At 42.6% G+C, this 26,919-nt stretch carries 20 protein-coding genes, 3 tRNA genes and 1 pseudogene; 13 read left to right on the forward strand and 11 right to left on the reverse strand.

Annotation, left to right across the window (positions count from 1 at the left end; genetic code table 11):
* The first annotated feature begins 48 nt into the window (after positions 1 to 48).
* The gene (locus CDG60_RS05780) at positions 49 to 363 is read left to right on the forward strand and encodes a DUF5713 family protein (protein WP_087513257.1); all 315 of its coding nucleotides are present in this window, start codon (positions 49 to 51) and stop codon (positions 361 to 363) included.
* Positions 364 to 404: 41 nt separating this feature from the next.
* On the opposite strand, the gene CDG60_RS05785 is transcribed toward CDG60_RS05780, so the two are convergent.
* The 6 genes from CDG60_RS05785 to CDG60_RS05815 all read right to left on the reverse strand — a co-directional run bounded on the left by CDG60_RS05785 (position 405) and on the right by CDG60_RS05815 (position 3,102).
* Positions 405 to 830: a hypothetical protein gene (locus CDG60_RS05785; RefSeq protein WP_087513256.1), complete on the reverse strand. Its 426-nt coding sequence runs from the start codon at positions 828 to 830 to the stop codon at positions 405 to 407.
* A 160-nt stretch (positions 831 to 990) separates the two neighbouring features.
* Positions 991 to 1,076 (reverse strand) — tRNA-Leu (locus CDG60_RS05790).
* A gap of 275 nt (positions 1,077 to 1,351) precedes the next feature.
* The gene (locus CDG60_RS05795) at positions 1,352 to 2,083 is read right to left on the reverse strand and encodes a hypothetical protein (RefSeq protein ID WP_087513255.1); all 732 of its coding nucleotides are present in this window, start codon (positions 2,081 to 2,083) and stop codon (positions 1,352 to 1,354) included.
* 129 nt (positions 2,084 to 2,212) lie between these two features.
* On the reverse strand, positions 2,213 to 2,680 hold the full coding sequence (locus CDG60_RS05800; RefSeq protein ID WP_087513254.1) for a YfjT/YkfB family phage-associated protein: 468 nt from the start codon (positions 2,678 to 2,680) through the stop codon (positions 2,213 to 2,215).
* 251 nt (positions 2,681 to 2,931) lie between these two features.
* Positions 2,932 to 3,017, reverse strand: a tRNA-Leu gene (locus CDG60_RS05810).
* Between the two features lie 11 nt (positions 3,018 to 3,028).
* Positions 3,029 to 3,102: transfer RNA gene (locus tag CDG60_RS05815), tRNA-Cys, on the reverse strand.
* A gap of 152 nt (positions 3,103 to 3,254) precedes the next feature.
* Between CDG60_RS05815 and folD the strand changes: the two genes are divergently transcribed.
* The 3 genes from folD to CDG60_RS18135 all read left to right on the forward strand — a co-directional run bounded on the left by folD (position 3,255) and on the right by CDG60_RS18135 (position 5,338).
* Positions 3,255 to 4,103 carry a bifunctional methylenetetrahydrofolate dehydrogenase/methenyltetrahydrofolate cyclohydrolase FolD gene (gene folD, locus CDG60_RS05820; protein ID WP_087513253.1) on the forward strand — a complete coding sequence of 283 codons (849 nt, stop codon included), beginning with the start codon at positions 3,255 to 3,257 and terminating at the stop codon, positions 4,101 to 4,103.
* Positions 4,104 to 4,218: 115 nt separating this feature from the next.
* Positions 4,219 to 4,887, forward strand: coding sequence for a class I SAM-dependent methyltransferase (locus tag CDG60_RS05825; protein ID WP_087513252.1), 669 nt, complete (start codon positions 4,219 to 4,221; stop codon positions 4,885 to 4,887).
* Positions 4,888 to 5,188: 301 nt separating this feature from the next.
* On the forward strand, positions 5,189 to 5,338 hold the full coding sequence (locus tag CDG60_RS18135) for a hypothetical protein (RefSeq protein WP_160116981.1): 150 nt from the start codon (positions 5,189 to 5,191) through the stop codon (positions 5,336 to 5,338).
* Positions 5,339 to 5,363: 25 nt separating this feature from the next.
* On the opposite strand, the gene CDG60_RS05830 is transcribed toward CDG60_RS18135, so the two are convergent.
* Both CDG60_RS05830 and CDG60_RS05835 read right to left on the reverse strand, forming a co-directional pair.
* The gene (locus CDG60_RS05830) at positions 5,364 to 5,792 is read right to left on the reverse strand and encodes a hypothetical protein (protein WP_087513251.1); all 429 of its coding nucleotides are present in this window, start codon (positions 5,790 to 5,792) and stop codon (positions 5,364 to 5,366) included.
* Positions 5,793 to 5,919: 127 nt separating this feature from the next.
* Complete coding sequence (locus CDG60_RS05835) at positions 5,920 to 7,239, reverse strand: MFS transporter (protein WP_087513250.1); 1,320 nt, start codon at positions 7,237 to 7,239, stop codon at positions 5,920 to 5,922.
* Between the two features lie 442 nt (positions 7,240 to 7,681).
* Here CDG60_RS05835 and CDG60_RS05840 point away from each other — a divergent pair.
* Positions 7,682 to 8,426, forward strand: a pseudogene (locus CDG60_RS05840) (DeoR/GlpR family DNA-binding transcription regulator).
* 173 nt (positions 8,427 to 8,599) lie between these two features.
* A complete protein-coding gene (gene glpD, locus CDG60_RS05845) occupies positions 8,600 to 10,129 on the forward strand; it encodes a glycerol-3-phosphate dehydrogenase (protein WP_087513249.1) in 1,530 nt (509 codons plus the stop codon).
* A 117-nt stretch (positions 10,130 to 10,246) separates the two neighbouring features.
* Here the strand turns inward: glpD and CDG60_RS05850 are convergent, their stop codons facing one another.
* Complete coding sequence (locus CDG60_RS05850; protein ID WP_087513248.1) at positions 10,247 to 12,079, reverse strand: phosphoenolpyruvate carboxykinase (GTP); 1,833 nt, start codon at positions 12,077 to 12,079, stop codon at positions 10,247 to 10,249.
* A gap of 415 nt (positions 12,080 to 12,494) precedes the next feature.
* On the opposite strand from CDG60_RS05850, the gene CDG60_RS05855 reads away from it, so the two are divergent.
* The 6 genes from CDG60_RS05855 (at position 12,495) to CDG60_RS05880 (ending at position 21,777) form a co-directional block, all read left to right on the forward strand.
* A complete protein-coding gene (locus tag CDG60_RS05855) occupies positions 12,495 to 13,433 on the forward strand; it encodes a diacylglycerol/lipid kinase family protein (protein ID WP_087513247.1) in 939 nt (312 codons plus the stop codon).
* Positions 13,414 to 14,187 (forward strand): metallophosphoesterase family protein, encoded by a 774-nt coding sequence (locus tag CDG60_RS05860; protein ID WP_087513246.1) that lies wholly within the window; start codon positions 13,414 to 13,416, stop codon positions 14,185 to 14,187. Before CDG60_RS05855 ends, CDG60_RS05860 begins: the two co-directional genes overlap by 20 nt.
* 188 nt (positions 14,188 to 14,375) lie before the next feature.
* Complete coding sequence (locus CDG60_RS05865; protein WP_067669103.1) at positions 14,376 to 14,666, forward strand: co-chaperone GroES; 291 nt, start codon at positions 14,376 to 14,378, stop codon at positions 14,664 to 14,666.
* A gap of 68 nt (positions 14,667 to 14,734) precedes the next feature.
* On the forward strand, positions 14,735 to 16,369 hold the full coding sequence (groL, locus tag CDG60_RS05870) for a chaperonin GroEL (protein WP_087513245.1): 1,635 nt from the start codon (positions 14,735 to 14,737) through the stop codon (positions 16,367 to 16,369).
* Positions 16,370 to 16,712: 343 nt separating this feature from the next.
* Positions 16,713 to 20,252 (forward strand): YadA-like family protein, encoded by a 3,540-nt coding sequence (locus tag CDG60_RS05875; protein ID WP_087513244.1) that lies wholly within the window; start codon positions 16,713 to 16,715, stop codon positions 20,250 to 20,252.
* Positions 20,253 to 20,616: 364 nt separating this feature from the next.
* Positions 20,617 to 21,777 (forward strand): LuxR C-terminal-related transcriptional regulator, encoded by a 1,161-nt coding sequence (locus CDG60_RS05880; RefSeq protein ID WP_087513243.1) that lies wholly within the window; start codon positions 20,617 to 20,619, stop codon positions 21,775 to 21,777.
* A 13-nt stretch (positions 21,778 to 21,790) separates the two neighbouring features.
* On the opposite strand, the gene CDG60_RS05885 is transcribed toward CDG60_RS05880, so the two are convergent.
* Positions 21,791 to 22,165 (reverse strand): diacylglycerol kinase, encoded by a 375-nt coding sequence (locus tag CDG60_RS05885; RefSeq protein WP_087513242.1) that lies wholly within the window; start codon positions 22,163 to 22,165, stop codon positions 21,791 to 21,793.
* Positions 22,166 to 22,280: 115 nt separating this feature from the next.
* A complete protein-coding gene (locus CDG60_RS05890; protein ID WP_087513241.1) occupies positions 22,281 to 23,417 on the reverse strand; it encodes a glycerophosphodiester phosphodiesterase in 1,137 nt (378 codons plus the stop codon).
* A 294-nt stretch (positions 23,418 to 23,711) separates the two neighbouring features.
* On the opposite strand from CDG60_RS05890, the gene CDG60_RS05895 reads away from it, so the two are divergent.
* Entirely contained in the window at positions 23,712 to 26,816 is a 3,105-nt protein-coding gene (locus tag CDG60_RS05895) for a multidrug efflux RND transporter permease subunit (protein ID WP_087513240.1), read from the forward strand.
* The last annotated feature ends 103 nt before the right edge of the window (positions 26,817 to 26,919 follow it).

Consider the following 26,919-nt stretch of genomic DNA (forward strand, 5'->3'; position numbering starts at 1 on the left):
TTTATGTTATATACGCAGTGCTTAAATTGATGAACTTTGAGTGACTGTATGTTTGCAGATTTACTTCTCCCTATGTTCGATGATGAATATTATCCCGATATTCTTGTTGCTGAAGTTAAGCAACACATTGAACTGTTTGCGAAAAAAATCGCAAAAAACGAATGTTCTGAACATGAAATTTATCATATCGCTGGTCAGACTGTGGTTGAAATCAATGAGATGAAACCGCAGTTTGAAGACCTTGATTCTTCACTGGATGACACGGCTGCAGATTATATTGCTGAAGCCATGATGATGGTGGTGCAGGATCTGGGCTATATGGATATTGAAATGGAAGAGCTTGTATCAAACAGAGAGTGGTAACACTCTCTGTTTCGTTTTCAAAGCTGGATTGCTTAACGTTTTTATTCTCCCAGCAGATCTTTTAAATGACAGGATGAACCTGTTTTTATATCTGTCACTTCACTGACTTTCAGATGATATTCAGCATTTTTCTCACTGAAACTCCCCAACACCGTGATCCAGAACTTATCTCCAGATGACAGGAGTTTTTTAACTTTCTGTTTCTGAGCGGGATCTATGAAATTCAGCACATAGTCATCTGCTGTCAGGCTACAGCGATGTAAGAGTATTTGTGAGTTTTTAAGACTGACTGTACCTGTAAATAAATCAAAAATTTCATCATTTGTATTGCTTATGCTTTCAGTACGGTGTGAAGCAGTATTTTCGGTATAAAGGTCTGCAGGGCTGGTATCGGTGTTCTGAGCAAGGCTGTAGGATGAAAAGCTCAGGCAGATCAGGAGTGCTGAATATATTGTTATGGGCTTCATGGTGAATTTTTTAAATATTGTAATACCTGAGCATATATGATTATGCTGAGCTGTATTTTGCTTTTTATATAGGGTCTGAAAGAAAGGTATTGAAAATACAGACATAAAAAAACCAACGATCGCTGGAAGTTTTATTGCACCATTTAATTATATAAATAAATGGTGCCCGAGGCCAGACTCGAACTGGCACGCTTTGTGGGCGGGGGATTTTAAATCCCCTGTGTCTACCGATTTCACCACTCGGGCATGTGCGCAATAATAAAGGACGATAATTCACTTGGCAAGGTGGAATTGGTGAGTTTGCTGTCTTTTCATGCAGTTATTCATATATTCAAAAATAAAAATGATTTTCCTGAAGCAAAACCGATTTCATGATTCTGTCATTAGCGTTTAATGAAGTGGTCATCTGCTTACTCTAATGTTCATGAGTAAAAAACGCAGGGGAAAATACAGGTTAAAACAGCAACAGGCTGTGAGACAAATAAAAACGGGCAGTCGCCCATATGAAAATATCGAAAGGTTTACATCAGACTGTCAACATATTCATCCAGATCCGTAAACTTGTTGGTTCTGGAAAGTTCATTTTCGTATTTGATCAGTTTTAAATGCAGTTCCAGAAACTCTGCCAGATGCTGTTCTGCAATGCTGAATTTATCAGAATCTTTTGGAATGAATTTCATCGCAGCACGTGCTTTCAGGGTTTGTTTATAACTCCATAGACAGGCTCTGCGCACCTGCTGCAAATTATAATAATCCATATCTGAAGATGCTTCACGGAACATATTTTCTTTATAAAACTTGACGAAGCCAAAGCTTAAAGTGAGGAAAAACAGCACACTCTGCAACAGGCTGCTTTGTACAAAAGCAATATTGACCGTTTGTAGAATAATCAGAACCGCCAGTTTGAGCGGTGTGTTGCTTAACTGCTGATACAGATGGGTAGAGCTGTGTTTAATCTGTTTGATAATGAAAGGAACGGCCGTCATCAGAAACAGCATAATGATCAGTATGCCAATTCCAAAAGACTGCACACCCTCAAACTGAGGGAATGTCATTGAAATCAGTTCATCCAGAGCAAAGGCTGTGCTGACAAAAATCATGACAGCCAGTCCCCAGGGAATGAATTCTTTGTAATCGTCAAGCATGCCTTTGGCTTTGATCTGCCCGTACAGCAGAAAGTTGCGTTTAAAAATACGCGGATACTGCTGTTCCAGTTGTTGCAGAAAAAGGGTCGCTTGCTGGGTTTTAATCATGTATGAAAATTCAATATCTGTTCTGGCTGGATAGGGCTCGGGTTGCGAGCCATCTACGGGGTGCATTGTACGTGTGAAACTGACCAGCCAGCAAGTACAGGAACGCTCAACTTTCTGAATGCATTTGAATTAAGTGTGATCTTTTGATGAGCAGATGGGGGATGGTTCTTTTTGAATTTCGGCATACCGGTTCTGGAACCTTAAGCCATGCACTGGACTGTGCTTTTGCTGTTCTGAGTCTGTTGAGTATTCTTCAGATACATAGGCTTTAATCTGAATCACTCTGGCGGTATAGAATAACTGCTTAAACCGTTCAAAGTTTGCAGAAGATGAATGCTTAAAAGGCTGCTTAATGGTTTTGTTATCCAGGATAAAATCCACCTGATATGAAGTGTCAGGTGAGGAAGATAGAATATCGAGCCCATCGCTGTCTTCAATCAGGAAAAAGGAGATTTTATCTGTATCTTTACAATTCAAAGCCATACTTATGCGGGAAAGATCGGGATTGATGTTGATCATGAGTATGTGTCCCAGCTCTTTTTTATATAAGGCATTCCATTGGCTTTTGGGTAAAAGAGGAACTAAATTATCATTCACTGTTTTACCTGGAAAATCTTCCTTAAAGTTATCTATGTCAAAAATATGTTTCTGTGTGGCTGGGGGTTGGGATGTTGTTGATTTGACAGATATTTGTGCACAGGCTGAAAGTAGAATGGCAGATGAAAGAAATATAGAGATATAAGAGGTGTATGCAGATATGGATTTATTATTCATTTATTAAAATTAAGACATAAAAAAACCAGCATAATGCTAGAATTTTTATTACACCATTTAATTGTGTAACTAAATGGTGCCCGAGGCCAGACTCGAACTGGCACGCTTTGTGGGCGGGGGATTTTAAATCCCCTGTGTCTACCGATTTCACCACTCGGGCTTTACAAGATATGGAGGTAGGAGCCGGAATCGAACCGGCATTTACGGAGTTGCAGTCCGCTGCATCACCATTCTGCCATCCCACCATCTCTTGGTGATGCACATATTAGCAAGCTCTGAAAAAAAAACAATACTAGTTTTCATGCAGATGCACATAAATTCGGCATATAGAATAAAATTGTCTAAATAATCATGTATTATTTGCGAAATTGATTCATATCTACTTTGGAGATGTGCCGTGGCATTGGTATTGGATGGTCGCGCATTAGCGAAACAAATTGAAGCAGACTTGTTGACCCGTGTTGAAGCTTTAAAAGCAAAAACAGGTCGTACCCCAATTTTAGCGACAATTCTGGTCGGTGATGATGGTGCATCTGCAACTTATGTACGTATGAAGGGTAATGCATGCCGTCGTGTGGGTATGGATTCTTTAAAAGTTGAATTGTCAAAAGAGACGACAACTGAACAGTTACTGGCTGAAATTGAAAAATTAAATGCCAATCCAGATGTACACGGTATTCTGCTGCAGCATCCAGTTCCTGCACAGATTGATGAGCGTGCATGTTTTGATGCGATTTCACTGGCTAAAGACGTGGATGGTGTAACCTGCCTTGGTTTTGGTCGTATGGCGATGGGTGAGGCCGCTTATGGTTCAGCGACTCCAGCTGGTATTATGACGATTCTGAAAGAAAACAATATTGAAATCGCTGGTAAGCATGCGGTTGTTGTCGGTCGTTCTGCGATTTTAGGTAAACCTATGGCTGCAATGCTGCTTGAAGCAAATGCAACAGTGACAATCTGTCATAGCCGTACGCAGGATCTGGCAAGCTTTGTGAAGCAGGCTGACATTATCGTTGGTGCTGTAGGTAAAGCTGAGCTGATCCAGAAAGACTGGATTAAACAGGGTGCAGTGGTGGTTGATGCTGGTTTCCATCCACGTGATGGAGGCGGTGTGGGTGATATTCAATTGGTTGGTATTGAAGATATCGCATCTGCTTATACACCTGTTCCAGGTGGTGTAGGTCCAATGACGATTACGACTTTGATCCGTCAGACTGTAGAAGCTGCTGAGAAAGAACTGGGTTAATGCTTTTGCTCCTTCTCCCTTTGGGAGAAGGTTGGGATGAGGGGGTGTTAGACCTCTCCCTAACCCTCTCCTGAAAGGAGAGGGGACTCTCAATATTAAAATGAATTAAAAAAATATGAGCTGTACATTCCAACTTCAAAAAGCCCCGCAACACTTACTTGATGCTTTACATGAAGTGATTCCAGGCTGTGATCTGCTTGCACAGCAGTTACCCGAAACACCGATCTCCTTATGGCTGGTTCCGCCTGTATTTCCAACTGACCGTTTAGATGATGAAGTGATCCGCCGTATCTGGAATGATACGCCGTACTGGATTTTCTGCTGGGCTTCAGGTCTGGCGATGGCACAATGGTTACTGGCTGAACCGCATCATGTGAAAGATAAAGTTGTACTTGATTTTGGTGCAGGTTCAGGTGTGGTTGCGATTGCGGCAAAAATGGCAGGTGCGAAACGGGTGATCTGCTGTGATATTGATCAGGTCAGTCTGGATGCCTGTCGTGAAAATGCCTTGCTGAATGACGTCGAACTTGAATATCTGGATGATCTGTATAAGGCAGAACAGGTTGATGTTCTGCTTGCTGCTGATGTTCTCTATGATCAGTGCAACCGTTTCTTTCTGGATGAGTTTTTAAAATTTGCTCCAGAAGTGTGGGTTGCAGACAGTCGTGTGAAAAACTTCAGTCATCCGCATTATCAAAAACTGGATGAGCGTAGTGCGACGACCTGGCCTGACCTGGATGAAGCCAGAGAGTTCAGAAATGTCAGTTTTTATAAGACCTTATGATCTATTTTTTAGTTAAAAAACTGTAAAGGGAAAGTGAAAGGTTTTTAACTGCAAGCAGCTGATACGCATATGCTTTTTGCCAGCGGTTTTTTACGATAAAAATGTGAGCATGCCAGTTTTCTCTTTTACGGATATTTACTCCACTCATGATCAGGATAAAGTTCTGAGGTGAGTTTGTGATTTACTTCGAGAGTCTTTGAGCTTCGCATAGCGTGAACTGCATGAAATCATCTTCACTCACTTTGGGTGGGTGAGTATCCTGACACAGAATAAAACAATCCTTCAGTAAAGGCGTCTGGTAATGAATCAGACAACATCCATGGCGATGATAGTCATCATGCGGAATGATTTTTGTTTTATTTCTGATGATGAAGCGGACAGCATGCATTTTTATATTCATATGATTATGGCTGATGCGATAACGTTGAAAGGCTCTGAAAACAGAGCCTGACATTTAAAAAAATAAATATAATCAGTTAAGAGCAGGTGTAGCGGACTACACGCAGTGTTGCAGGACGGGTATCCAGGGATTGTCGGGTTGCATAGTCTTCACCGCCATGAAGACTGGGGGTGTTGCTTAAACCGACACTGGTTCTGGAGTTCCCCAGGGTTTTACCAAACTGTTCTGATTGCACAGCAGGGTTGATAATTTCATTAACGCTTAATATCGACAGTTTGTACTGTTTTGATGTACCAAGAACTTTCTGACAGGCACGCTGTAATTTATTTTTGTCCAGCTGCTGATTCTGACGTCCTGCAAGTGTATAGGCGAGGGTTGCCGTGTCTGCGGACTTACTTTCAATCTGATACCCCACTTGACCATTAAACTGTCTTGGTGCGCTTTGACAGGCAGAAAGCCCTGCTGCAATCAGAATCAGTCCAGTGATTTTATATAAATTCTGCATTTTAAAATTTCCTGGTGTTGTTATCTGTATTGAGTATGCCATCAAAGCTGTATCTTGTCGCTTGCTACAAAATGTAAATTTCCAATAAAAAGCCCTCTGTTCAGAGGGCTTTTTGGATTGCTTAAGATTAATTGTCAGTAATCAGACTATGTTTTTTCGTATCTTTCATAAATACATAAGTGAGCAGAGACAGACCAATCATAAATGTAATGTAGTAGAAGAAATAGTTTTCATGTCCTGCATTTTTAAAGCTCAATGCAACCAGTTCGGCAGTACCACCAAAGAGCGTATTGGCAATAGCATAAGGCAATGCAACACCCAGTGCGCGGATATGCGCAGGGAACAGTTCTGCTTTCACCACAGCATTAATTGCGGTATAGCCAGTCACAATCACCATACCACTCATACACAGCATGAATGCAGTTGTAGGGTTGGTAGTGGAGCCAAGACCATTAAAAATAGGAATAGTAAACAGCACACCAAGCACACCAAAGGTGATCATAATCGGTTTACGGCCAATTTTATCTGATAAAGCACCAACAGCCGGTTGCAGCAGCATAAAGACAAAAATCGCAGCAGTGGTGATTTCAGTTGCTGTGGTTTTTTCAAAGCCTGAGGTGTTTACAAGATATTTTTGCAGATAAGTGGTAAATGTGTTGAAAGCAAGCGTACCACCCGCTGTCAGCATGATGACAGTAAAGGCCTGTTTAGGGTATTTGGTGAATAAAGCCAGGGCTCCTGATTTTTCACCCCCATTTTTTGCCTGTTCCTGAGCCTGTTTGGATGATTCAGTTTCAACCAGACCACGACGGATCCAGAACACAACCACAGCAAGCAGTGCGCCAATAAAGAATGGAATACGCCAACCCCATTCAGATAACTGACCTTCGGTTAACGTGCGCTGTAAAATAATTAGTACGCAAAGCGCAAGTAACTGACCCGAAATAAGCGTGACATACTGGAAGCTGGAGAAGAAACCACGGTGGTTTTTACCTGCCATTTCCGTTAAATAGGTTGCACTCGCGCCATATTCACCGCCGACACTCAGACCCTGAAGTAAGCGGGCAAATAACAGCAATGCAGGTGCAAGCATACCAACACTTGCATACGTCGGGGCGCAGGCAATAATCAGTGAACCGGCACACATGAGTGATACTGATAGGGTAAGACCAGATTTACGTCCTTTTCTGTCAGCATAGATACCCATGATCCATGCACCAATCGGACGCATGAGGAACCCGAGGGCAAAGACAGCCGCAGCCTGAAGAAGTTTTACAGTGTTGTCACCATCAGGGAAAAACTGTGGTGCAAAATAAAGGGTAAAGGCGGCATATACATACCAGTCGTACCATTCAACGAGGTTACCCGCTGAACCGCCTAAAATGGATTTAACTCGTGTTTTACGGTCCACTTGAGGGGCGGCAGTTTGAACAGATGAATCAGACACAACGATTCTCCAGGAAAAGTTGATTAACACATCCTTTAAATTTTCGGCAAGCTTTATTCTGTAGAAAATTTAAAAGATTGTTTCACCAGGGAAGATGGGAGATGAATTAAATAAAATTTAAAACACCTTATACGCCTGCATTACAGCATGACTTATTAGACTTTAGTCTTGTGTATGGTTAAATTATTATCTATTCAGCTCTGTTTGATAGTTAAGTTTTTGTTGTAATTTTTGAATATTAAATTTAAGTTTATGTTATAGAAATAAAAAATGAGAAACCCTTAAACATTGTTATTTTTTATGTGAAAAATACTGTTTGTCTGAAAAATAATCTTTACAGAACCTGAAAACGGGGCTTAGACAGATGAACAGCTATGGAATTCGGGGAATTAATCATGTTATATCTAAAATGTTCGAATACGAAAATTTCAGGGTTTGATGTATGAATATGATCATCCGCCATCAGCAGATTGTAGAGCTCGTCAGGCAGCGTGGTTATATCAGTATTGATGAGCTGGCACAGCATTTTGAGGTCACACCGCAGACTTTACGCCGTGATATCAATCAGCTGGCAGATGCGCTATCATGGCGGTGCAGCACTTGATTCAAGTGTGATTAATACAGAATACAGCCAGCGGACAGGGCAGCACCTGACTGAAAAGCAAAAAATTGCAGAGAAAATGGCACAGGATATTCCTGATCATGCCTCAATTTTTATCAATATCGGGACAACCACAGAGGCGATTGCACATGCTTTGCTGAAACATCAGGGATTAAAGGTGATTACCAATAATCTGAATGTTGCCGGTATTTTAAGTGCCAGGGAGGATTTTGAGGTACTGATTGCCAGTGGTCGGGTCAGACCCGATGGTGGGGTGATCGGACAGGCAACATCGGCATTTTTCAGCCAGTTCAAGGCAGATTATGCTTTGATCGGAATCAGTGGAATTGATGAAGATGGAACATTACTCGATTTTGATTTTCAGGAAGTAAAGGTTTCGCAGACCATTATTGAAAATTCCAAACGTGTCTGGCTTGCAGCAGATCACAGTAAGTTTGGACGACATGCCATGATGCGCCTGGCACAGCTGGATGCGGTTGAGCGTGTTTATACCGATGTTTTACCAGATCAGCATTTTCAGCAGATCATGCAGCATAATCAGGTAAAACTGGTTGTGGCTGACTGAGTCAGTTTATACCTTCAAATGTTTGTTACATTTACAAAACAGATGATTATTTCATCGTTCAGTCATGGAAAATGACTAATATTTACCCTATTATGTTCGTATACGAAAATAATAGAAAATATTTAATCATTCTTTGGGTGAAGAGTGATCCAGGCTGAACAGGTGAAATGTGTATGACAAATCCGAATGAAACTCTGAAATGTTATGATGTTGCGGTCATTGGCGGTGGTATCAACGGTGTAGGCATTGCCAATGATGCTGCAGGTCGTGGTCTGTCTGTTTTCCTTTGCGAAAAGGATGACCTGGCAAGCCATACCTCATCTGCCAGCAGTAAGCTGATTCATGGTGGCTTACGTTACCTGGAACATAAAGAATTTCGTCTGGTTCGTGAAGCACTGGCCGAGCGTGAAGTATTGCTTGCTAAAGCACCACATGTCATCCGCCCTATGCGCTTTATCATGCCACATCGACCACATTTACGTCCTGCATGGCTCATTCGCACAGGTCTGTTTTTCTATGATCACCTGGGGAAGCGTGAGAAACTGGCAGGCTCAAATAATGTGACTTTTCAGCCTGTGGACAGTCCTTTAAATAAAGATATTACCCGTGGATTTGAGTATTCAGACTGTGCTGTGGATGATTCACGACTGGTTGTTCTGAATGCAATGCAGGCGCGTGAGCAAGGTGCTCAGATTGTGACGCAAACACGTTGTATTTCAGCACAGCGAATGAATTCGGTCTGGATACTGGATATGGAAAACCAGCAGGGGCGTTTTCAGATTCAGGCAAAAGTACTGGTCAATGCCGCAGGTCCGTGGGTTGCGCAGTTCATTCGTGAAGATCTGAAGTTACAGTCACCCTATGGAATCCGCCTGATTCAGGGTAGTCATATTATTGTTCCGAAACTGTATGAGGGTGATAAAGCATTTATCATGCAAAATGATGATCAGCGCATTGTTTTTGCTATTCCTTATTTAGAAAAATATACCATGATTGGGACAACAGACAGGGAATATGCCGGTGATCCGAACAAAGTGGAAATCTCAGCAGATGAAACAGCATATCTGCTTGATGTGTCCAATAATCATTTTAAAACTCAGTTGAGTGAAAAGGATATTGTCAGTACTTTTTCAGGTGTGCGTCCACTGTGTGATGATGAGTCAGACAATCCAGCTGCGGTGACCCGTGATTATACTCTGGCGCTTTCGCAGGAAAATGTTTCAGATGCGCCGTTGCTGTCTGTATTTGGCGGAAAATTAACGACCTATCGTAAGCTGGCTGAGTCTGCGATGGAGCATTTACAGAAGTTCTTTCCTGAAATAAAACAACCATGGACTGAACAGGCACTGTTGCCTGGAGCTGAGAACTTGAAATCTGTGGATGAGCTGATCACGGAGATTGAGAATAAAATAAAGGGTGTGGATACAGGCACAGCACAGCGTTGGGCACATGCATACGGGAGTCGGGTGTGGAACTTTCTGAAACACACAGGTTCTGTACATGAACTGGGGCAGCATTTTGGGCATGGTTTGTATGCTCAGGAAGTTGATTATCTTGTAGATGTAGAGTGGGCAGTGGACAGTGATGATATTTTAAAACGTCGCTCTAAACTGTATCTTGAATTCAGTCTGGATGAAATTTTGCTGCTGGATCAATATCTGGCTGAATTGCATGAGCGTAGATTCCAGCGGGATGTGGCTTAAAGTATTTTGAAAGATTTTAAATATCTGTTTAAGAGCAATAAAAAAAGACCGCGATATCGCGGTCTTTTTTTAAATCTCCCTGATTCCCTCTTTATAAAAGAGGGATCTGAAAGGGGATTAAGCAGATTTTTTAACAGCTTCTAAGAGTTCGTCCTGACGAGCTTTAAGTGCTTTAGGTAAACGGTCACCTAATTTGTTGAACAGTTCAGTGTGGCTTTCAAGTTCTTTGATCCACTGATCTTTGTCCTGTGAAGTTACCAGATCAAACTGTTCTTTAGTGAAGTCAGAACCAGTCCAGTTCAGCTGTTCGTAAGTTGGTACACGACCGATTGGTGTATCAATTGCAGTAGCACGACCTTCGCAACGGTCAATGATCCACTCAAGAACACGCATGTTCTGACCGAAACCAGGCCATACGAAGTTACCTTCAGCATCACGACGGAACCAGTTCACGTTGTAGATACCTGGTAATTTGTTGCCGTTAGCCGCAGCTTTTGCACCAACTTCTTCACCCAGTTCCAACCAGTGAGAGAAGTAGTCAGCCATGTTATAGCCCGCAAATGGAAGCATTGCGAATGGGTCACGACGAACGATACCTTGTTGACCAACAGCCGCAGCAGTTGTTTCAGAGCCCATAGTTGCAGCTTTGTAAACACCATCAACCCAGTCAAATGCTTCTGAAATCAGAGGCACTGTGTCTGCACGGCGACCACCGAAGATGAACGCAGAAATTGGAACACCCGCTGGATTTTCCCAGTCTGCATCAATCGAAGGACATTGACCCGCTGAAACAGTGAAACGCGCATTTGGATGTGCAGCTTTTTCACCAGCAACGTGCGGCTGACCTTTCCAGTTAGTCAGGTTAGCAGGTACTTCTTTAGAAAGACCTTCCCACCATACTTCACCGTTGTCAGTGACAGCAACGTTTGTATAGATTACATCTTTAGTCAGTGTAGCCATACAGTTCGGGTTGGTCTTGGTGTTTGTACCAGGCGCAACACCGAAGAAACCAGCTTCTGGGTTAATTGCATATAAGCGACCATCTTCACCTGGTTTGATCCAGGCAATGTCATCACCTACAGTTTCAATTTTCCAGCCTTCGTAGCCCGCTGGTGGAATCAGCATTGCAAAGTTGGTTTTACCACATGCAGATGGGAACGCAGCAGCGATATAGTGTTTTTCACCTTGTGGGTTCGTTACACCAAGGATCAGCATGTGTTCAGCTAACCAGCCCTGTTGACGACCCATAGAGGATGCAATACGTAAAGCCAGGCATTTTTTACCTAACAGTGCGTTACCGCCGTAACCTGAACCGTAAGACCAGATTTCACGGGTTTCTGGATAATGCACGATATATTTTTCAGGGTTGCAAGGCCATGCAACGTCTTTCTGACCTTCAGCAAGCGGAGCACCAACAGTGTGTACGCAAGGAATGTATTCGCCATCTGTACCCAGTACATCGTAAACAGCTTTGCCCATACGAGCCATTTTACGCATGCTGACAGCAACATAAGGAGAGTCAGTGATTTCGATACCGATGTGTGCAATGTGTGAACCAAGAGGGCCCATAGAGAATGGAACCACGTACATGGTACGGCCTTCCATTGCGCCATCAAATAAACCGTTAAGACGGGCACGCATTTCTGCAGGAGCTTCCCAGTTGTTGGTCGCACCGGCATCTGCCTGGTTTTCAGAACAGATATATGTACGACCTTCAACACGAGCAACGTCGGACGGATCAGAATTCGCTAAATATGAACCAGGGTGTTTTTCCTGATTCAAAGCTTGCATAGTGCCGTTAGCGATCATCAGGTCGATATAACGCTGATTTTCTTCGTCGCTTCCGTCACACCATTCAATTTTTGCAGGTTTGGTTAATTTAGCAATTTCTTCAACCCATGCAATAAGCTTGGGATGACGAACGAATTCTGGTGCGTTCACTTGGGTCATGGTGAGGCCTATCTAAATGTGTACATTAAAGCTGTACAAAGTATGATCTGAACAACGTGATACATTGTCCAGATGAAATATAAAAAAAAGTGGCTGTATTAAAGCATAAAATCATAAAAAAAATAAGACTAAAGGAAGTATGGACTTTTTATGGAATATTGTGCTTATTTCTAATAATATTGTTTTTAATCAATCATTTATGTATTTAAATAAAGTTTATTATTTATATTTACTGTTTTTATGAGGATTATTTTTTTTAATAATATTATTTAAAAACAATATATTAGAGCTAATGTTTTTATGAGAATTATTATTGATTAAATAAATGGTGGTAATTCGAATTTTACATAAAGGTGCTTTTAATTGTCGGATATTTGGACAAAATTAGAATAAACACTTTAAAGATGTATAAAAAATGGCTGAACAGCTTAAACCTCTTTCCATCATTTATAATGAAAAATCGGGTTTCCATGCATCGGGAAAAGAGGATATTTACGAACAGCTGGTGGCTGAACTGACCCGTTATGGTTTTGAAATTCAGTCTTATGAGATCAGTTCTGAGCCTGATTTTGATGTTCTTTTCCAGAAAGTGATCACCAGGCATCTTCAGCATCAAAACAGAGGGATTATTGTTGCAGCTGGCGGTGATGGGACCTTGAATGCCGTTGCTTTAAGGTTGAAAGGGCAGAATATTCCGATGGGGATTTTACCTTTGGGTACTTTCAATTATGTAGCTCGGGCGCTCGATATTCCACTGGAACTGATGCAGGCTGCAAAAGTGATCGCAACTGGAAAGAGGCGGGCTGTACATCTGGCTCAGTTGAATGATCAGATTTATATGAACAATGCCAGTCTGGGCTTATATCCTTTATTTATTCAGAAAAGAGAGCAACTGAACAGTAAGTTTGGACGTTTTCCACTGTTTGCTTACAGTTCAGGTCTGGATGTGCTGATCAGGGACAGAAAAGAGCTGAAACTTGAGATTTCTGTGGATGGAAAGACCTATCCTGTCAAAACACCTTTGATTTTTTTTGGAAATAATCAGCTACAGCTTGCTGACTTTAAACTGAGAATTGCGGAATGTGCTGCACTGGGTAAAGTCGCGGGAGTAGTGGTCGCCAAAAGTGATAAACGGACGCTGTTCAGACTGTTATGGCAACTGATCCGTGGGAAAATAGACAAAGCCCCTGATGTTTACAGTTTTTCAGCTGATCAGGTCATGATTGATTCAAAAAGTAAAAAACTGACCGTGGCAATAGATGGAGAACTGGTGGAGATGAAACCACCTTTAAAGATATCCGTTCTGAAAAATGCACTGGAGGTCATGGTTCCTGATGATTCTGCATCTGTCTGACCTGCATTTTGGTACTGAGAATAAAGACTGTATGGATGCCATCCGCCAGTTCTGTCAGGCTCATCAGCCTGAAGCTGTTGTGGTCAGCGGAGACCTGACCCAGCGGGCAAAATACATTGAGTTTCTGCATTGTAAAAAATTTCTGGATAGTCTGGAGCTTCCTTATCTGACCGTGCCAGGCAATCACGACATTTCTCTGTTTGATCTGTGGAACAGGGTGTTTAAACCTTTTACCCGTTACAGACTTTTTTTTGGAAATACCGATTCTGTTTTTGAAACAGAACATTTTTATCTGATTGGTCTGAACAGCATCCGCCGCAGATATCACACACGTGGACACATTTCCATGGAGCAGATTCAGTGGGTCAGCAACAGGCTGGCTGAAGCTCCCGCAGATAAGCTAAAAATAGTAGTCACTCATCAGCCTTTTTATGTGGACAGCCAGCATGCTCACGCTGTGAAGGATTGTCCTGTACAGGGGCGGATTGCTCTGGAAAGCTGGTCTAAAAACGGACTTTTTGCTTTATTGCATGGGCATCTGCATCAGTCAGCAGTTTATGACCTGAATTATATTTATCAGTTGAATGCCATGCATCCTGTACTTGAAATTCATGCAGGAACAGCAACTTCATATCGTCTGCATCATGGGTTCGGTAACAGCTTTAATGTCATTCAGAATGATGGCACGGTTCAGTATTATTATTTCGATGACAGAACGAAGCGCTTTCGGACAAATGTACTCGATGAATTATAAAACAGCAGAGATCATGATTTTGCCTGAAAAAAATACAAAAAATGAATTATTTTTTCAGTTAGCCCTTTAAACCTTTTTTTCCATCCCCACAAAAGTGGCATATCAAAAATTTTGTTGATGACCAGGAATAAGAAGTCATCTTCACAGTGCAATTGAATGACATTGAAACAATGTCCATGGAGTTAGAAATGAGCAAGATCCGTCCTTTACATGACAACGTTGTTATCCGTCGTGTTGAAAAAGAAACCAAGACAGCTGGTGGTCTGATTCTGAGTACTTCTGCTGCTGAACAACCGGCTCAGGGTGAAGTGATTGCTGTCGGTAACGGTAAAGTAACTGACAACGGTGTACGTGCTCTGGATGTTAAAGTGGGCGATAACGTACTGTTTGGTGCTTATGCTGGTACTAAAGTAAAAGTTGAAGGTGAAGAACTTCTTGTTATGAAAGAGTCTGACATTTTAGCGGTACTGGAAGGTTAATCCTTTTACCGTTGAGACTTAATACATCTGGTTATATTTGTAAAATTTAAAAGATTCAGGAGTTTAGCATGTCAGCTAAAGACGTAAAATTTGGTGATTCAGCGCGTTCAAAAATGATCGCTGGTGTAAACACACTTGCAGATGCTGTAAAAGTAACTTTAGGTCCTAAAGGCCGTAACGTTGTGATCGACCGTTCTTTCGGTGCGCCGCACATCACTAAAGATGGTGTAACTGTTGCCAAAGAAATTTCTTTGAAAGACAAATTTGAAAACATGGGCGCTCAGCTGGTTCGTGAAGTATCAAGCAAAACCAATGACATCGCAGGTGACGGTACAACAACTGCAACTGTTCTTGCTCAGGCAATTCTGAACGAAGGGATCAAATCTGTAACTGCAGGTATGAACCCAATGGATCTGAAACGCGGTATTGATCTTGCTGTAAAAGCACTGGTTGCTGAAATCAAAGCGACTGCAAAACCTGCATCAGATACCAAAGCCATTGAACAGGTCGGTTCTATCTCTGCAAACTCTGATGAGACTGTAGGTAAACTGATCGCTCAGGCAATGGAAAAAGTCGGCAAAGAAGGCGTGATCACTGTTGAAGAAGGTTCAGGCTTTGAAGATGCGCTGGACGTTGTTGAGGGTATGCAGTTTGACCGTGGTTATATCAGCCCGTACTTTGCAAACAAGCAGGACACGCTGACTGCTGAACTTGAAAACCCGTTCATTCTTCTTGTTGACAAAAAAATCAGCAACATCCGTGAACTGATTACTGTGCTTGAAGCTGTTGCTAAAACAGGTAAACCACTTCTTATCATCGCTGAAGATGTTGAAGGCGAAGCACTGGCTACACTTGTTGTGAACAACATGCGCGGTATCATTAAAGTATGTGCGGTTAAAGCGCCTGGTTTTGGTGACCGTCGTAAAGCAATGCTTCAGGATATCGCAATCCTGACTGGTGCAACTGTAATTTCTGAAGAAGTAGGTATGTCTCTGGAAACTGCATCTCTTCAGGACTTAGGTACTGCGCATAAAATTACAGTATCTAAAGAAAATACTGTAATCGTTGATGGTGCAGGCGATGCAAACCAGATTGCTGAACGTGTGACTCAGATTCGTGCTCAGATTGAAGAATCAACTTCTGAATATGACAAAGAAAAACTTCAGGAACGTGTTGCTAAACTGGCAGGCGGTGTAGCGGTTATCAAAATTGGTGCTGCAACTGAAGTTGAAATGAAAGAGAAGAAAGACCGTGTTGACGATGCGCTTCATGCAACTCGTGCTGCGGTTGAAGAAGGTGTGGTCGCAGGTGGTGGTGTTGCACTGGTTCGTGCAGCGAAAGCGCTTGATGGCGTCACTGGTGTAAATGATGATCAGAACGTTGGTATCAACATTTTACGTCGTGCGATTGAAGCGCCTTTACGTCAGATCGTAGCTAACGCAGGTGATGAGCCTTCAGTTGTGATCAACGCTGTGAAAAACGGTGAAGGTAACTTTGGTTATAACGCTGCAACTTCACAGTATGGCGACATGCTTGAAATGGGTATTCTTGACCCAGCGAAAGTAACACGTTCTGCACTTGAGCATGCTGCATCTGTAGCAGGTTTGATGTTAACAACTGAATGTATGATTACTGATATCCCAGAAGACAAACCAGCAATGCCTGATATGGGCGGCATGGGTGGTATGGGCGGAATGATGTAATCTGCACTGTATCAAAATAAGTGTCTGTGACGGAATGATAATGTGCTGATCTGATCTGCATTTACTCATTCCTTTACTCACATTTATTTCCGATGAAAAAGGTCGCTCAATGAGCGGCCTTTTTTATTGAACTGATACTGTGTAAGTCGGTGTGCGAAGTATTTTATTTAAAATTTTCATGTATTTAAATTTTATAAGTGGTCAAGGTTTTTACCAGATATTTTAGTTATTCTAATGAATAGTTAAAAGCAATCCCTAAATTGTGGGATGGAATTGGCGTTTTTGAAAAATTATAGTTCAGGAGATTTAAAAACAATAAGTAAATAACATTAAGGATTCTAAAATGAACAAAAAATATTCGTCACTGGCTCTGGCAATATGCACAATCATGCAGGCTGGAGCAGTAAAAGCCGCAATAACTGATGATGTCGATGCACCGAATTATATAACCACACCAAACCTGACTGTAAATGGTAACGCCAATATAAATGGAGATTCCAGTGTCAGTGGAAACTCGATTGTGAATGGAAAGCTGACCACTAATGAACTTCAAGTGAATGGTGCTGTTACAGGTTTATCACAGCTTAATGGTGGGCTGACTGTTAATGATGCAGCAGGTACATATAACCTGATGTCCATACAGGATCAGGGAAATGGTGAAGGGTATTTGCAGCTTACTGGCGATAGTTATACATCGGGAGATTCTACAGTCCAGGGAAATTCAACCGTTAATGGAAAGCTGACAGCCAGTGAGCTTCAGGTGAATGGTACGATTACAGGGCTTTCATATTTAAATGGTGGGCTGACTGTTAATGATGCAGCGGGAACTGCCCAACTGTTTTCTATACAGGATCAGGGAAGTGGCGAAGGGTATTTGCAGCTTACTGGCGATAGTTATACATCGGGAGATTCTACAGTCCAGGGAAATTCAACAGTTAATGGAAAGTTGACAGCCAGTGAGCTTCAGGTAAACGGCACGATTACAGGGCTTTCATATTTAAATGGTGGGCTGACTGTTAATGATGCAGCGGGAACAGCTAACCTTTTTTCCATTTCAGATCAGGGAAATGGTAAAGGTGCATTATATCTCAATGGTAATAGTCATACGGTGGGGGATTCATTAGTCCAGGGAGATTCAATTGTCGGTGGAAAACTGACAGCTAGTGAGCTTCAGGTGTATGGCACGATTACAGGGCTTTCATATTTAAATGGTGGACTGACTGTTAATGATATAGCGGGAACTGCCCAACTGTTCTCTATCCAGGATCAGGGAAATGGTAAGGGTTATTTACAGCTGAATGGTGACAGTGTAACTACGGGTAATGCATGGATTCATGGTGATACTGCAGTGGGTGGGAAACTGACAGCGAATGAACTGCAGGTGAATGGTACGATTACAGGTCTGACGCATTTGGATGGTGGTCTGGATATCAGGGATGCTGCAGGTACCAGTAATCTTGTTTCTATTTCAGATCAGGGAAATGGTAAAGCTCATTTTTCGGTTAATGGTGACAGTGTTACCACAGGTAATGCATCGATTTATGGTGATACCACAGTGGGTGGAAAGCTGACAGCGAATGAACTGCAGGTGAATGGCACGATTACAGGTCTGACTCATCTGGATGGTGGTCTGAATATTAATAATGCGGCAGGTACCAGTAATCTTGTTTCTATTTCAGATCAGGGAAATGGTAAAGCTCATTTTTCTGTTAATGGTGACAGTGTTACTACGGGTAATGCATCGATTTACGGTGATACCACAGTGGGCGGAAAGCTGACCACTACGGATCTTCAGGTGAATGGAACGCTGACTGGTTTAAATCAGATTGTCAGCGCAGACATTAAGACCCAGGCGTTTGCAGTCAATGATCCGGCAGGGGCGGTTCTATTCAGTGCTCAAAATGCTGGAAATGGGCAAGGTTTGTTTAACTTTAATGGGCTGAGTAATTTTAATGGTAATTTGTCTGTAAGTGGGAAAGTGACGGTTCAGGATCTGGAAGTTCTGGGATTGTTACAGTTGAAAAATATTGATGCTCAGAATACTCAGATCAGTAATGTAGCCGCTGCAAATCAGGGGCATCAGGCTGTCAATTTAACACAGATGAATGACACGGCTACACAGACACTGACAGATGCAAAAGCGTTCACTACGTCAACAGCTACAACATTAAGAACAGAAGCCGCAACAGAAACCACCCGTGTCAATAAAGCCATAGCAGATGGGGATGCTGCGACCCTTGCATCAGCCAATAAAACCACAGTTGATACGGCAGCTGCGATCCGATCAGAAGCGGCAACAGAAACAACGCGTGTCAATAAAGCGATTGCAGATGGAGATGCTGCGACCCTTGCATCAGCCAATAAAACCACAGCAGATACAGCAGCAGCCATCCGTACAGAAGCTGCAACAGAAACAACCCGTGTCAATAAAGCGATCGCAGATGGAGATGCTGCGACCCTTGCATCAGCCAACAAAACCACAGCTGATACTGCAACCACGATCCGATCAGAAGCTGCAACAGAAACAGCCCGTGTCAATAAAGCCATCGCAGATGGAGATGCTGCAACACTGGCATCAGCCAATAAAACCACAGCAGATACAGCAGCCGCGATCCGATCAGAAGCGGCAACAGAAACAATCCGTGTCAATAAAGCAATTTCTGATGGTGATAAAGCGACCCTGGCATCAGCCAATAAAACCACAGCAGACACTGCAACAGCCATCCGTGCAGAAATTGCATCAGAAACAACGAAAGTCAATCAGGCAATTTCAGACGGAGATAAAGCAACACTTGCATCTGCAAACGAGACTACAGCAGACACCGCAGCAGCGATCCGTACAGAAGCCGCAACAGAAACGACCCGTGTCAACAAAGCAGTTTCAGATGGAGATAAAGCAACACTGGCTGCGGCAAATAAAACCACGGCAGATACTGCAACAGCGCTGAAAGCAGATGCCGCAAAAGAAACAGCCAGAGTCAACAAAGCTATTACAGACAGTGAGCAGTCAGCAATTGCAGCTGCCAGACAGCATACAGATCAGACGGGTGCATCCATTATTGCTCAGGCAAAGGCTTATACAGATGCCAATGCAAATGGTTCGGTCAACGTTCAGATCAATGCTGCAGATAAAACTGCCAAAGCAACAGCACAGGGCGCAGATTCACTTGCAATTGGGGTTAATACTTTAGCAGGTGGAGATGAAGCCATTGCGATTGGTAAAAATGCACAGGCTTTAGGAAGACAGTCCATCAGCATTGGAACAGGAAACATTGTTAAAGGAAATAACTCAGGTGCATTTGGTGATCCAAACAATGTCACAGGAAATGCAAGTTATGCTTTTGGTAATAATAATACCATCAGTCAGGACAATACTTTTGTGATGGGAAATAACGTCAATACAAAAGCAAAAAATGCAGTTGTCCTAGGCAATGGCTCGGCAAGTGACCGTGATAACACCGTTTCAGTGGGTGCAAGTGGCAGTGAAAGACAGGTGATCAACGTTGCAGCGGGTACGGCCAGTACAGATGCGGTCAACGTGAAGCAGATGAAAGACGCCGATGCAAATACTTTGGCATCAGCAAGATCGTATGCAGATTCCCGGGCTGTACAGTTAAACAATAAACTGAATAATATCGAAAAAACGGCATACAGAGGTGTTGCCATTGCTATGGCTTCTCAGCAGCCTGTGCCAAATATTAAAGCAGGGCAATATGCAGTATTTGGTGGCATTGGACATTATGAGGGTGAATCGGCAGGTGCTTTAGGCGTCGCCAGTGTCTTTGCTGATGGACAGACTTCAGTCAGTGGTGCATTCAGTGTTGCTGGTGGCGGTGAAGTGGGTGGTCGAGTCGGTGTTTCCTACGTTTTTGGTGGTAAATAAAGCCTGAACAGACTGAATGATCATGTACCAGAGCAGACTGAATGAATGAATGAATGAATTATTTTGGTCTGCTTTTTATAAAAAATATTTAAATAGAGTTTAATATAATAAAAAAGCGCATATATTTTTATGGCGATTAAATTTTTTATTTATATTGTTTTGAAATAAAATTAAAACAAAAATTAAAAAATATATAATTTAAACTATTGTAATTAAATGTATTTTTATAATAAATTTAAAATAAAAAATTATAAATATAATTATTGTTATATGAAATATAAATGAATATATATAATGATTTTGACAAGGCATTTAAAATAATATTATTGTGTGAATAATATTGAGATTGTGTGATTCAGTTAACATGAATGCTGAAAGTGAAAATGAAATTATTGGCTTGATTTATGATGCATCAATGAATGCTGCGGTATGGCAGCAGGTCATTGATCGTATTGTTGAGCATACTCAGAGCAAAGCTGCCATTTTGACCGCAGTTGATCAGATGTATTCAGATTATGATTTTGTTTACAGCAACAACCTTCCTGCTGAAAGTATTCTTGCCTATCAGGATGAGCGCATCAGTGTGATTGATATGCGGCTTCATGCACAGAAACTGCTTGATGTTGGGGTGGGAGAGCCTGAGCAGTTCAATCTGATGCATTATGCAGAGATGCCTGGTACTGATGAATATCTGTTTTATGAACGTTGTATGCGGCCTTCAGGAATTGGGCAGTTTTGTGCTGTATTGCTGGAACATGGTCATTCGCGGTGGTCAGTGCTCGGTGTGCATCGTGCAAAGGATGCTCCTGCTTTTGAACGGCAGAATGTAGAATTTATTCATAGGATTTCCAAACATTTGCGCCGTGGTCTTCAGATTCATCGTCAGCTGAGTATCGTTAAGCAGCAGAATCACAGTTTACAGAAGCTCCTTGATCATATGAGAACAGGTGTCATGTTGCTGGATGAACAGCGCAGTCTGACTTATTCAAATCAGTGTGCTCAGAATATTCTGCAAAAATACAACCTTCTGTCACTGGATCGGTTTAATCGACTGATCGTACCTAAACATCAGCAGGAAAAGTTTGATCAGCTGGTGAATGGAATCTTTATAAATCCGGTGAATGCAGGCAGAGAAGTTGGAGGAGTCATCGCGATTTCTGATGGCGTGGAGCGATCTTTAATGATCAGTGTTCTTCCATTTAATGATTCACAGAATCTGACAGATACCGTTATGGATACCTCAGAGAAACATGCTGCTATCTTTTTTACTGAAGTGGATCGCTGTTATTCACTTGAAAAAGCATATTTAAAACAGATGTTTGGTCTTGCCAGGCGTGAAATGGAACTGTGTGAATACCTGGTTAATGGTTATAGCATAGAGGAAATTGCAGATACAGCAAAAATTACTTTGAGCACAGTCAGAACCTATATGAAGTATATATATGCGAAAACAGGCTGTAGTTCTCAGACGCAGCTGATTCATTTACTGATGGGCACGACAACCAATTTTGAACATATTCATTAATTTTGAAATGCTGTTATTTCAACAGAATGATCAACCAGGTAAAAAATATAATGGCCTGAGCCACAAACTGAGCAGCACTCCCCATATCTTTTGCATTTTTAGAAAGTGGGTGGCGTTCCAGAGAGACACGGTCAACCACAGCTTCCAGTGCAGAGTTGAACAGTTCCACGATGATTGCAAGTAAACAGACACCAATCATCAAAGCCTGTTCAACTGATGTGACATCAACGAAAAAAGTAATTGGAATCAATATAATATTGAGCCAGACAATCTGACGGAAAGCGGCTTCATTCTGATAGGCTGCTTTGAAACCGGCAAGAGAATAACCTGTTGCATTCAGAATACGTTTAAAACCCGTTGTGCCTTTGTAGGGAGAATAGTTGCTCATAAGCCAAAAAGTAAAAGTTTAAAATACTGTCGTATTTTAAACTTAATTAAGGCTTAAATTTAGTTTATTTTTCAATGTTTTTAGACATATTTAAAGATGAAAAGCTGTATCTGGCTCACTGAGCAGTTTTCTGAAAATTATTCAGTGCCTTACGTCCCAGTCCTGGATCATCGGTAAAGACCCCATCCACACCTGCTTTAAAATACATCTCAAGCTCTTTCATGGCTCCTGCTTCACAGCGTTTTGATGCATCTGCAAGTGCTGTACTGCACTTCAGGTCTGGTGCAAGAAAGTTATTTTCAGGGCGGAAAGTATAAGGATGTACTTTTAAACCAGCGGCATGAGCATCTTTGACAAAATCAGACGGTGCGGTATAGGTTGCATTAAAAATATAGGATTTTGCCGGTCCTGCACCATCTGCATATTTTGCAATATCTTTCAGTCCCTGAGCAGTTGCCATTTCTCCATAGGTCAGGGGAGTACCGTTCAGCACAAAGTCGGCAGGGCGTAACAGTTTGCTGTCAAACAGCTGAATAATTCTGGCATTTTTAATGGACTTATGCAGGGCAAGCTGGTCTTTCAGATATTTCAGATTGGAGACTTCAAAGGACTGAAGGTACACAGGAGCAATATCACGGGTATAGGCATGCTGTGCCAGTGTTTTTAACAGTGGATCTTCCAGCCCCAGTTTCTTTTGCTGAAAATAACTCGGATGTTTTGTTTCAATATATAAGCCAACAATTTTTCCTGTTTTTTTATAGTGAGCTTCTGCCAGATCAATAATCTGATCAAGTGTCGGGATGTTGAACTGGTCATTGTATCTGACATTGTCAGGGCGGAGCTCAGGAATCCGTTCGCGGGCTTTAATCTGATTCAGCTCGCTGAGCGTGAAGTCTTCAGTAAACCAGCCGGTGAGTGGTACACCATCAATGGATTTTGTCTGTTTCCGGTCAGCAAACTGAGAAAGTGTACTGACATTGCTGGTTCCACCAATTTCATTTTCATGTCGTGCAACCAGGTAACCATCTTTGGTGGAGACCAGATCCGGTTCAATGAAGTCTGCGCCATCATCAATCGCCTGCTGATAGGCTGCCAGAGTATGTTCTGGGCGTAAGGCACTGGCACCACGATGCCCAATGATCAGCAGTTCAGATTTCTGACCAGGGGTGGTGACCTTTACGCTTTTGTCATCATCATTGCAGCCTGACAGACAGACCAGGCTGAATACAGTTAAAGCAATTCTTTTTTTCATGATTATTGTGCTGTCCATAAAATGTTTTCAGGAAGTTTGGTGTTGATTCCTGAGTCAGTTTTATGTGAGCAGACTGCATTTAGATGACAATTCGCAAAAAGACACAAAGCGTTACTGTTCAACGTCACGCAGTTTCTTCATATTGTCTCCATAATCTGAATATATTTCTGTGATTATGTAAGTGATTCTTATTATTTTTAACTTTAGTCACTGAATCTTCTTAAAAATTTGTTAAGCTTTCCTGGATAGAGCTGATCTGATTTTTCTCCAGAACCTTATACTGCGACGGGACATATGCTGTCTAAATTTTTTATCCAACGACCCATTTTTGCAGGTGTTCTGGCGATTATCGTCATGGCACTGGGTATCTTTGCTGTACTGAATTTACCTGTAGAGCGTTATCCAGATATTGCTCCTCCCCGGATTACGGTTTCCACGACTTATACGGGTGCAGATGCAGCTACGGTCGAAGAAAGTGTCACGCAGGTGCTGGAACAGCAGATTAAAGGAATTGATCATCTGCTGTATTTCAGTTCCAGCAGTGATTCATCAGGGCGTGCCCGTATCAGCCTGAGCTTTGAAAATGGAACAGATCCGGACACCGCTCAGGTTCAGGTCCAGAACAGTATTAATGGTGTCATGAACCGTTTGCCGGATGATGTACAGCGTCAGGGTGTGACGGTGAATAAATCGCTCGGTGATACTTTTATGGTGGTGGGTCTGTATGACCAGACAGGTAAAAGTAACAATATTGAGCTGGGGGATTATCTTGCTGATCATATAGAGCAGGAGATTTCACGGATTGAAGGCGTGGGCGAGGTGGATGTTTTTGGTTCACAGTATGCAATGCGTATCTGGCTGAATCCGAATCTGCTACGCCAGTATCAGTTAATGCCTTCAGATGTCCGGGCAGCCATTGAAGCTCAGAATACTCAGGTGGCAGCAGGGGGAGTCGGTGATTTACCCGTCGTGCAGGATCAGTATCTGAATGCTAAAGTCACAGCAGGTTCACGTTTAAAAACAGTCGAAGAATTTCAGAATATTATTATTAAGTCTTCAACAGGCGGACAGTACGTTTATTTAAAAGATGTGGCTCGGGTTGAACTCGGTGCAGAAAATTATCAGACATTCAACACCATCAACGGTTATCCATCTTCAGGTATGGGGATTTCACTGTCGTCGGGTGCCAATGCACTGGCAACCTCCGCTCAGATAAAAGCTGAACTGACCCGAATTTCTGAGAAACTGCCGCAAGGTTATAAAATTGTTTATCCACGAGACAATACGCCCTTTGTTCAGGAATCCATCAAGGAGGTCGTAAAGACCCTGTTTGAAGCAATCCTGCTGGTGGTTATTGTCATGTTTGTTTTTCTGCAAAGCTGGCGTGCAACCTTAATTCCGGCCATTACCGTACCCATTGTCATACTGGGAACATTTGCAGTGCTGTTCGCTTTAGGCATGAGTATCAATACACTGACGCTGTTTGCTCTGGTGCTGGCAATCGGTCTGCTGGTGGATGATGCGATTGTGGTGGTGGAAAATGTTGAACGGCTGATGCATGAGCAGCAGATGACTGCAAAGCAGGCTTCAATTGCTTCAATGCAGGAAATGACGGGTGCGCTGATTGGGATTACCGTGGTTTTGACTGCAGTTTTTATTCCAATGGCTTTTTTTACAGGGTCAACCGGAGTGATTTACCGTCAGTTTTCCATCACGCTGGTAACAACCATGAGCCTGTCTTTAATGGTGGCACTGGTGCTGACACCGGCTCTGTGTGCTTTGATTCTGAAACCCGATCCTAAACCTGCCAGATGGGCAGTATGGTTCAATCAGCAACTTGAATGTCTGAAACAGCGTTATCTGACGCTTATACAGAAAACCTTGCAGTTAAAATGGGTGATCCTGGTGCTGTTTGCAGGATTGATTGCCGTTTTTGCACTGTTCTATAGAGGCTTACCGACCAGTTTTATTCCCAGTGAAGATCAGGGTGTGCTGAGTGTGCAGTTCAGGCTGGCTGAAGGTGCTCCTATGTCCAGCAGCCGGATAGTGGGTGAAGACATCCGTAAATATTTTCTGGAACAGGAAAAGCAGAATGTTGAAATTGTACTGATTCGTTATGGACGAAATTTCTCAGGAACAGGACAGAACTTAGGCACAGGATTTGTTGCACTGAAACACTGGGATGAGCGTCCGGACAGTCAGAATTCTGCTCAGGCAATCCGTGAACGGGCTGTAAAATATTTCAGACAGAACCGTAATGCCACCATTACTGTCATGCTGCCTTCTTCGGTCAGTGGTCTGGGTGACAGTAACAGTCTGGAATTCTGGATTCAGGATATCAATGGACAGGGGCGTCAGTTCCTGGATCAGCAGTTCAATGCATTACAGAAACAGTCTGCACAGTTTAAAAGTTTTGAAAACCTGGACAAAAAATCCAATCCAGATAAAGCGAAACTGAAAATCCATGTCAATCAGAAACAGGCGATGGCTAACGGTTTAAATCAGGCGGCAATCAACAGTACGCTGTCTGCGGCATGGGGCGGAAATTACGTCAATGACTTCATTGACCGTGGTCGGATCAAAAGGGTGATGATGCAGGGGGATGCAGAATTTCGCTCAAAACCGGAAGATTTACAGTACTGGACTGTACGTAACAGCGCAGGTCAGATGATTCCGTTCAGTAATTTTGCCACGATAGACTGGGAGGGTGGACCGGATGTTGTTAACCGTTTTCAGGGCTATTCTGCTTTGCAGATGGAAGCTGATACTGCAAAACATACCAGTTCAGGGACTGCCATGAAGGATATCCAGAATATGGTTGCCACGCACGAGGGCATAGATGTCGCCTGGAGTGGGCTGTCCTATCAGGAACAGAAATCCAGCAGTCAGGCAATCTGGCTGTATCTGATATCCGTTGGGTTTATTTTCCTGTGTCTGGCGGCACTGTATGAAAGCTGGTCCATTCCAACAGCAGTGATTGCCTCAATTCCACTGGGGATTGGCGGTAATATCCTGTTCAGTCATGTGGCTGGATTTCCAAATGACATTTATTTCCAGATTGCATTGCTGACCACGATTGGACTGTCCTGTAAAAATGCCATATTAATTGTGGAGTTTGCTGCAATGGCTCAGGAGCAGGGCAAAACTGCTCTGCAGGCTGCAGTTGAAGGTGCGGGATTACGTTTACGCCCAATTCTGATGACTTCACTGGCATTTGGTGCAGGCGTTATTCCTTTGGTCATTGCATCTGGGGCGGGTGCTGCAAGCCGTCAGGAAATTGGGGTCAGTGTGCTGGGTGGGGTGATTTTTGGTACCGTACTGGTCCTGATTTTTATTCCATTTATGTATGTTTTGGTTCGGACAGTATTTAAAGCTGGACGGGCAACAGATCATGACTGATCTGTCTGAACGCTGAGTAAAGTTTTGTAGTTCAGGTTGAGTAACCGGTCTGATCTTTGTAGTATTGCCACGCCGTATAAACGGTAAACAGAGGATTCCATCA

Source organism: Acinetobacter chinensis, assembly GCF_002165375.2.
Classification (GTDB): Bacteria; Pseudomonadota; Gammaproteobacteria; order Pseudomonadales; family Moraxellaceae; genus Acinetobacter; species Acinetobacter chinensis.

Coding starts and splice junctions, on each gene's coding strand:
- CDG60_RS05895 (WP_087513240.1), top strand. CDS start 23,712: ATGCTGTCTAAATTTTTTATCCAACGACCCATTTTTGCAGGTGTTCTG.
- glpD (WP_087513249.1), top strand. CDS start 8,600: ATGACAAATCCGAATGAAACTCTGAAATGTTATGATGTTGCGGTCATT.
- CDG60_RS05795 (WP_087513255.1), bottom strand. CDS start 2,083: ATGATTAAAACCCAGCAAGCGACCCTTTTTCTGCAACAACTGGAACAG.
- CDG60_RS05885 (WP_087513242.1), bottom strand. CDS start 22,165: ATGAGCAACTATTCTCCCTACAAAGGCACAACGGGTTTTAAACGTATT.
- CDG60_RS05780 (WP_087513257.1), top strand. CDS start 49: ATGTTTGCAGATTTACTTCTCCCTATGTTCGATGATGAATATTATCCC.
- CDG60_RS05875 (WP_087513244.1), top strand. CDS start 16,713: ATGAACAAAAAATATTCGTCACTGGCTCTGGCAATATGCACAATCATG.
- CDG60_RS18135 (WP_160116981.1), top strand. CDS start 5,189: ATGAATCAGACAACATCCATGGCGATGATAGTCATCATGCGGAATGAT.
- CDG60_RS05865 (WP_067669103.1), top strand. CDS start 14,376: ATGAGCAAGATCCGTCCTTTACATGACAACGTTGTTATCCGTCGTGTT.
- CDG60_RS05825 (WP_087513252.1), top strand. CDS start 4,219: ATGAGCTGTACATTCCAACTTCAAAAAGCCCCGCAACACTTACTTGAT.
- CDG60_RS05785 (WP_087513256.1), bottom strand. CDS start 830: ATGAAGCCCATAACAATATATTCAGCACTCCTGATCTGCCTGAGCTTT.
- CDG60_RS05880 (WP_087513243.1), top strand. CDS start 20,617: ATGAATGCTGAAAGTGAAAATGAAATTATTGGCTTGATTTATGATGCA.
- CDG60_RS05830 (WP_087513251.1), bottom strand. CDS start 5,792: ATGCAGAATTTATATAAAATCACTGGACTGATTCTGATTGCAGCAGGG.
- CDG60_RS05850 (WP_087513248.1), bottom strand. CDS start 12,079: ATGACCCAAGTGAACGCACCAGAATTCGTTCGTCATCCCAAGCTTATT.
- groL (WP_087513245.1), top strand. CDS start 14,735: ATGTCAGCTAAAGACGTAAAATTTGGTGATTCAGCGCGTTCAAAAATG.
- CDG60_RS05890 (WP_087513241.1), bottom strand. CDS start 23,417: ATGAAAAAAAGAATTGCTTTAACTGTATTCAGCCTGGTCTGTCTGTCA.
- CDG60_RS05855 (WP_087513247.1), top strand. CDS start 12,495: ATGGCTGAACAGCTTAAACCTCTTTCCATCATTTATAATGAAAAATCG.
- CDG60_RS05860 (WP_087513246.1), top strand. CDS start 13,414: ATGATTCTGCATCTGTCTGACCTGCATTTTGGTACTGAGAATAAAGAC.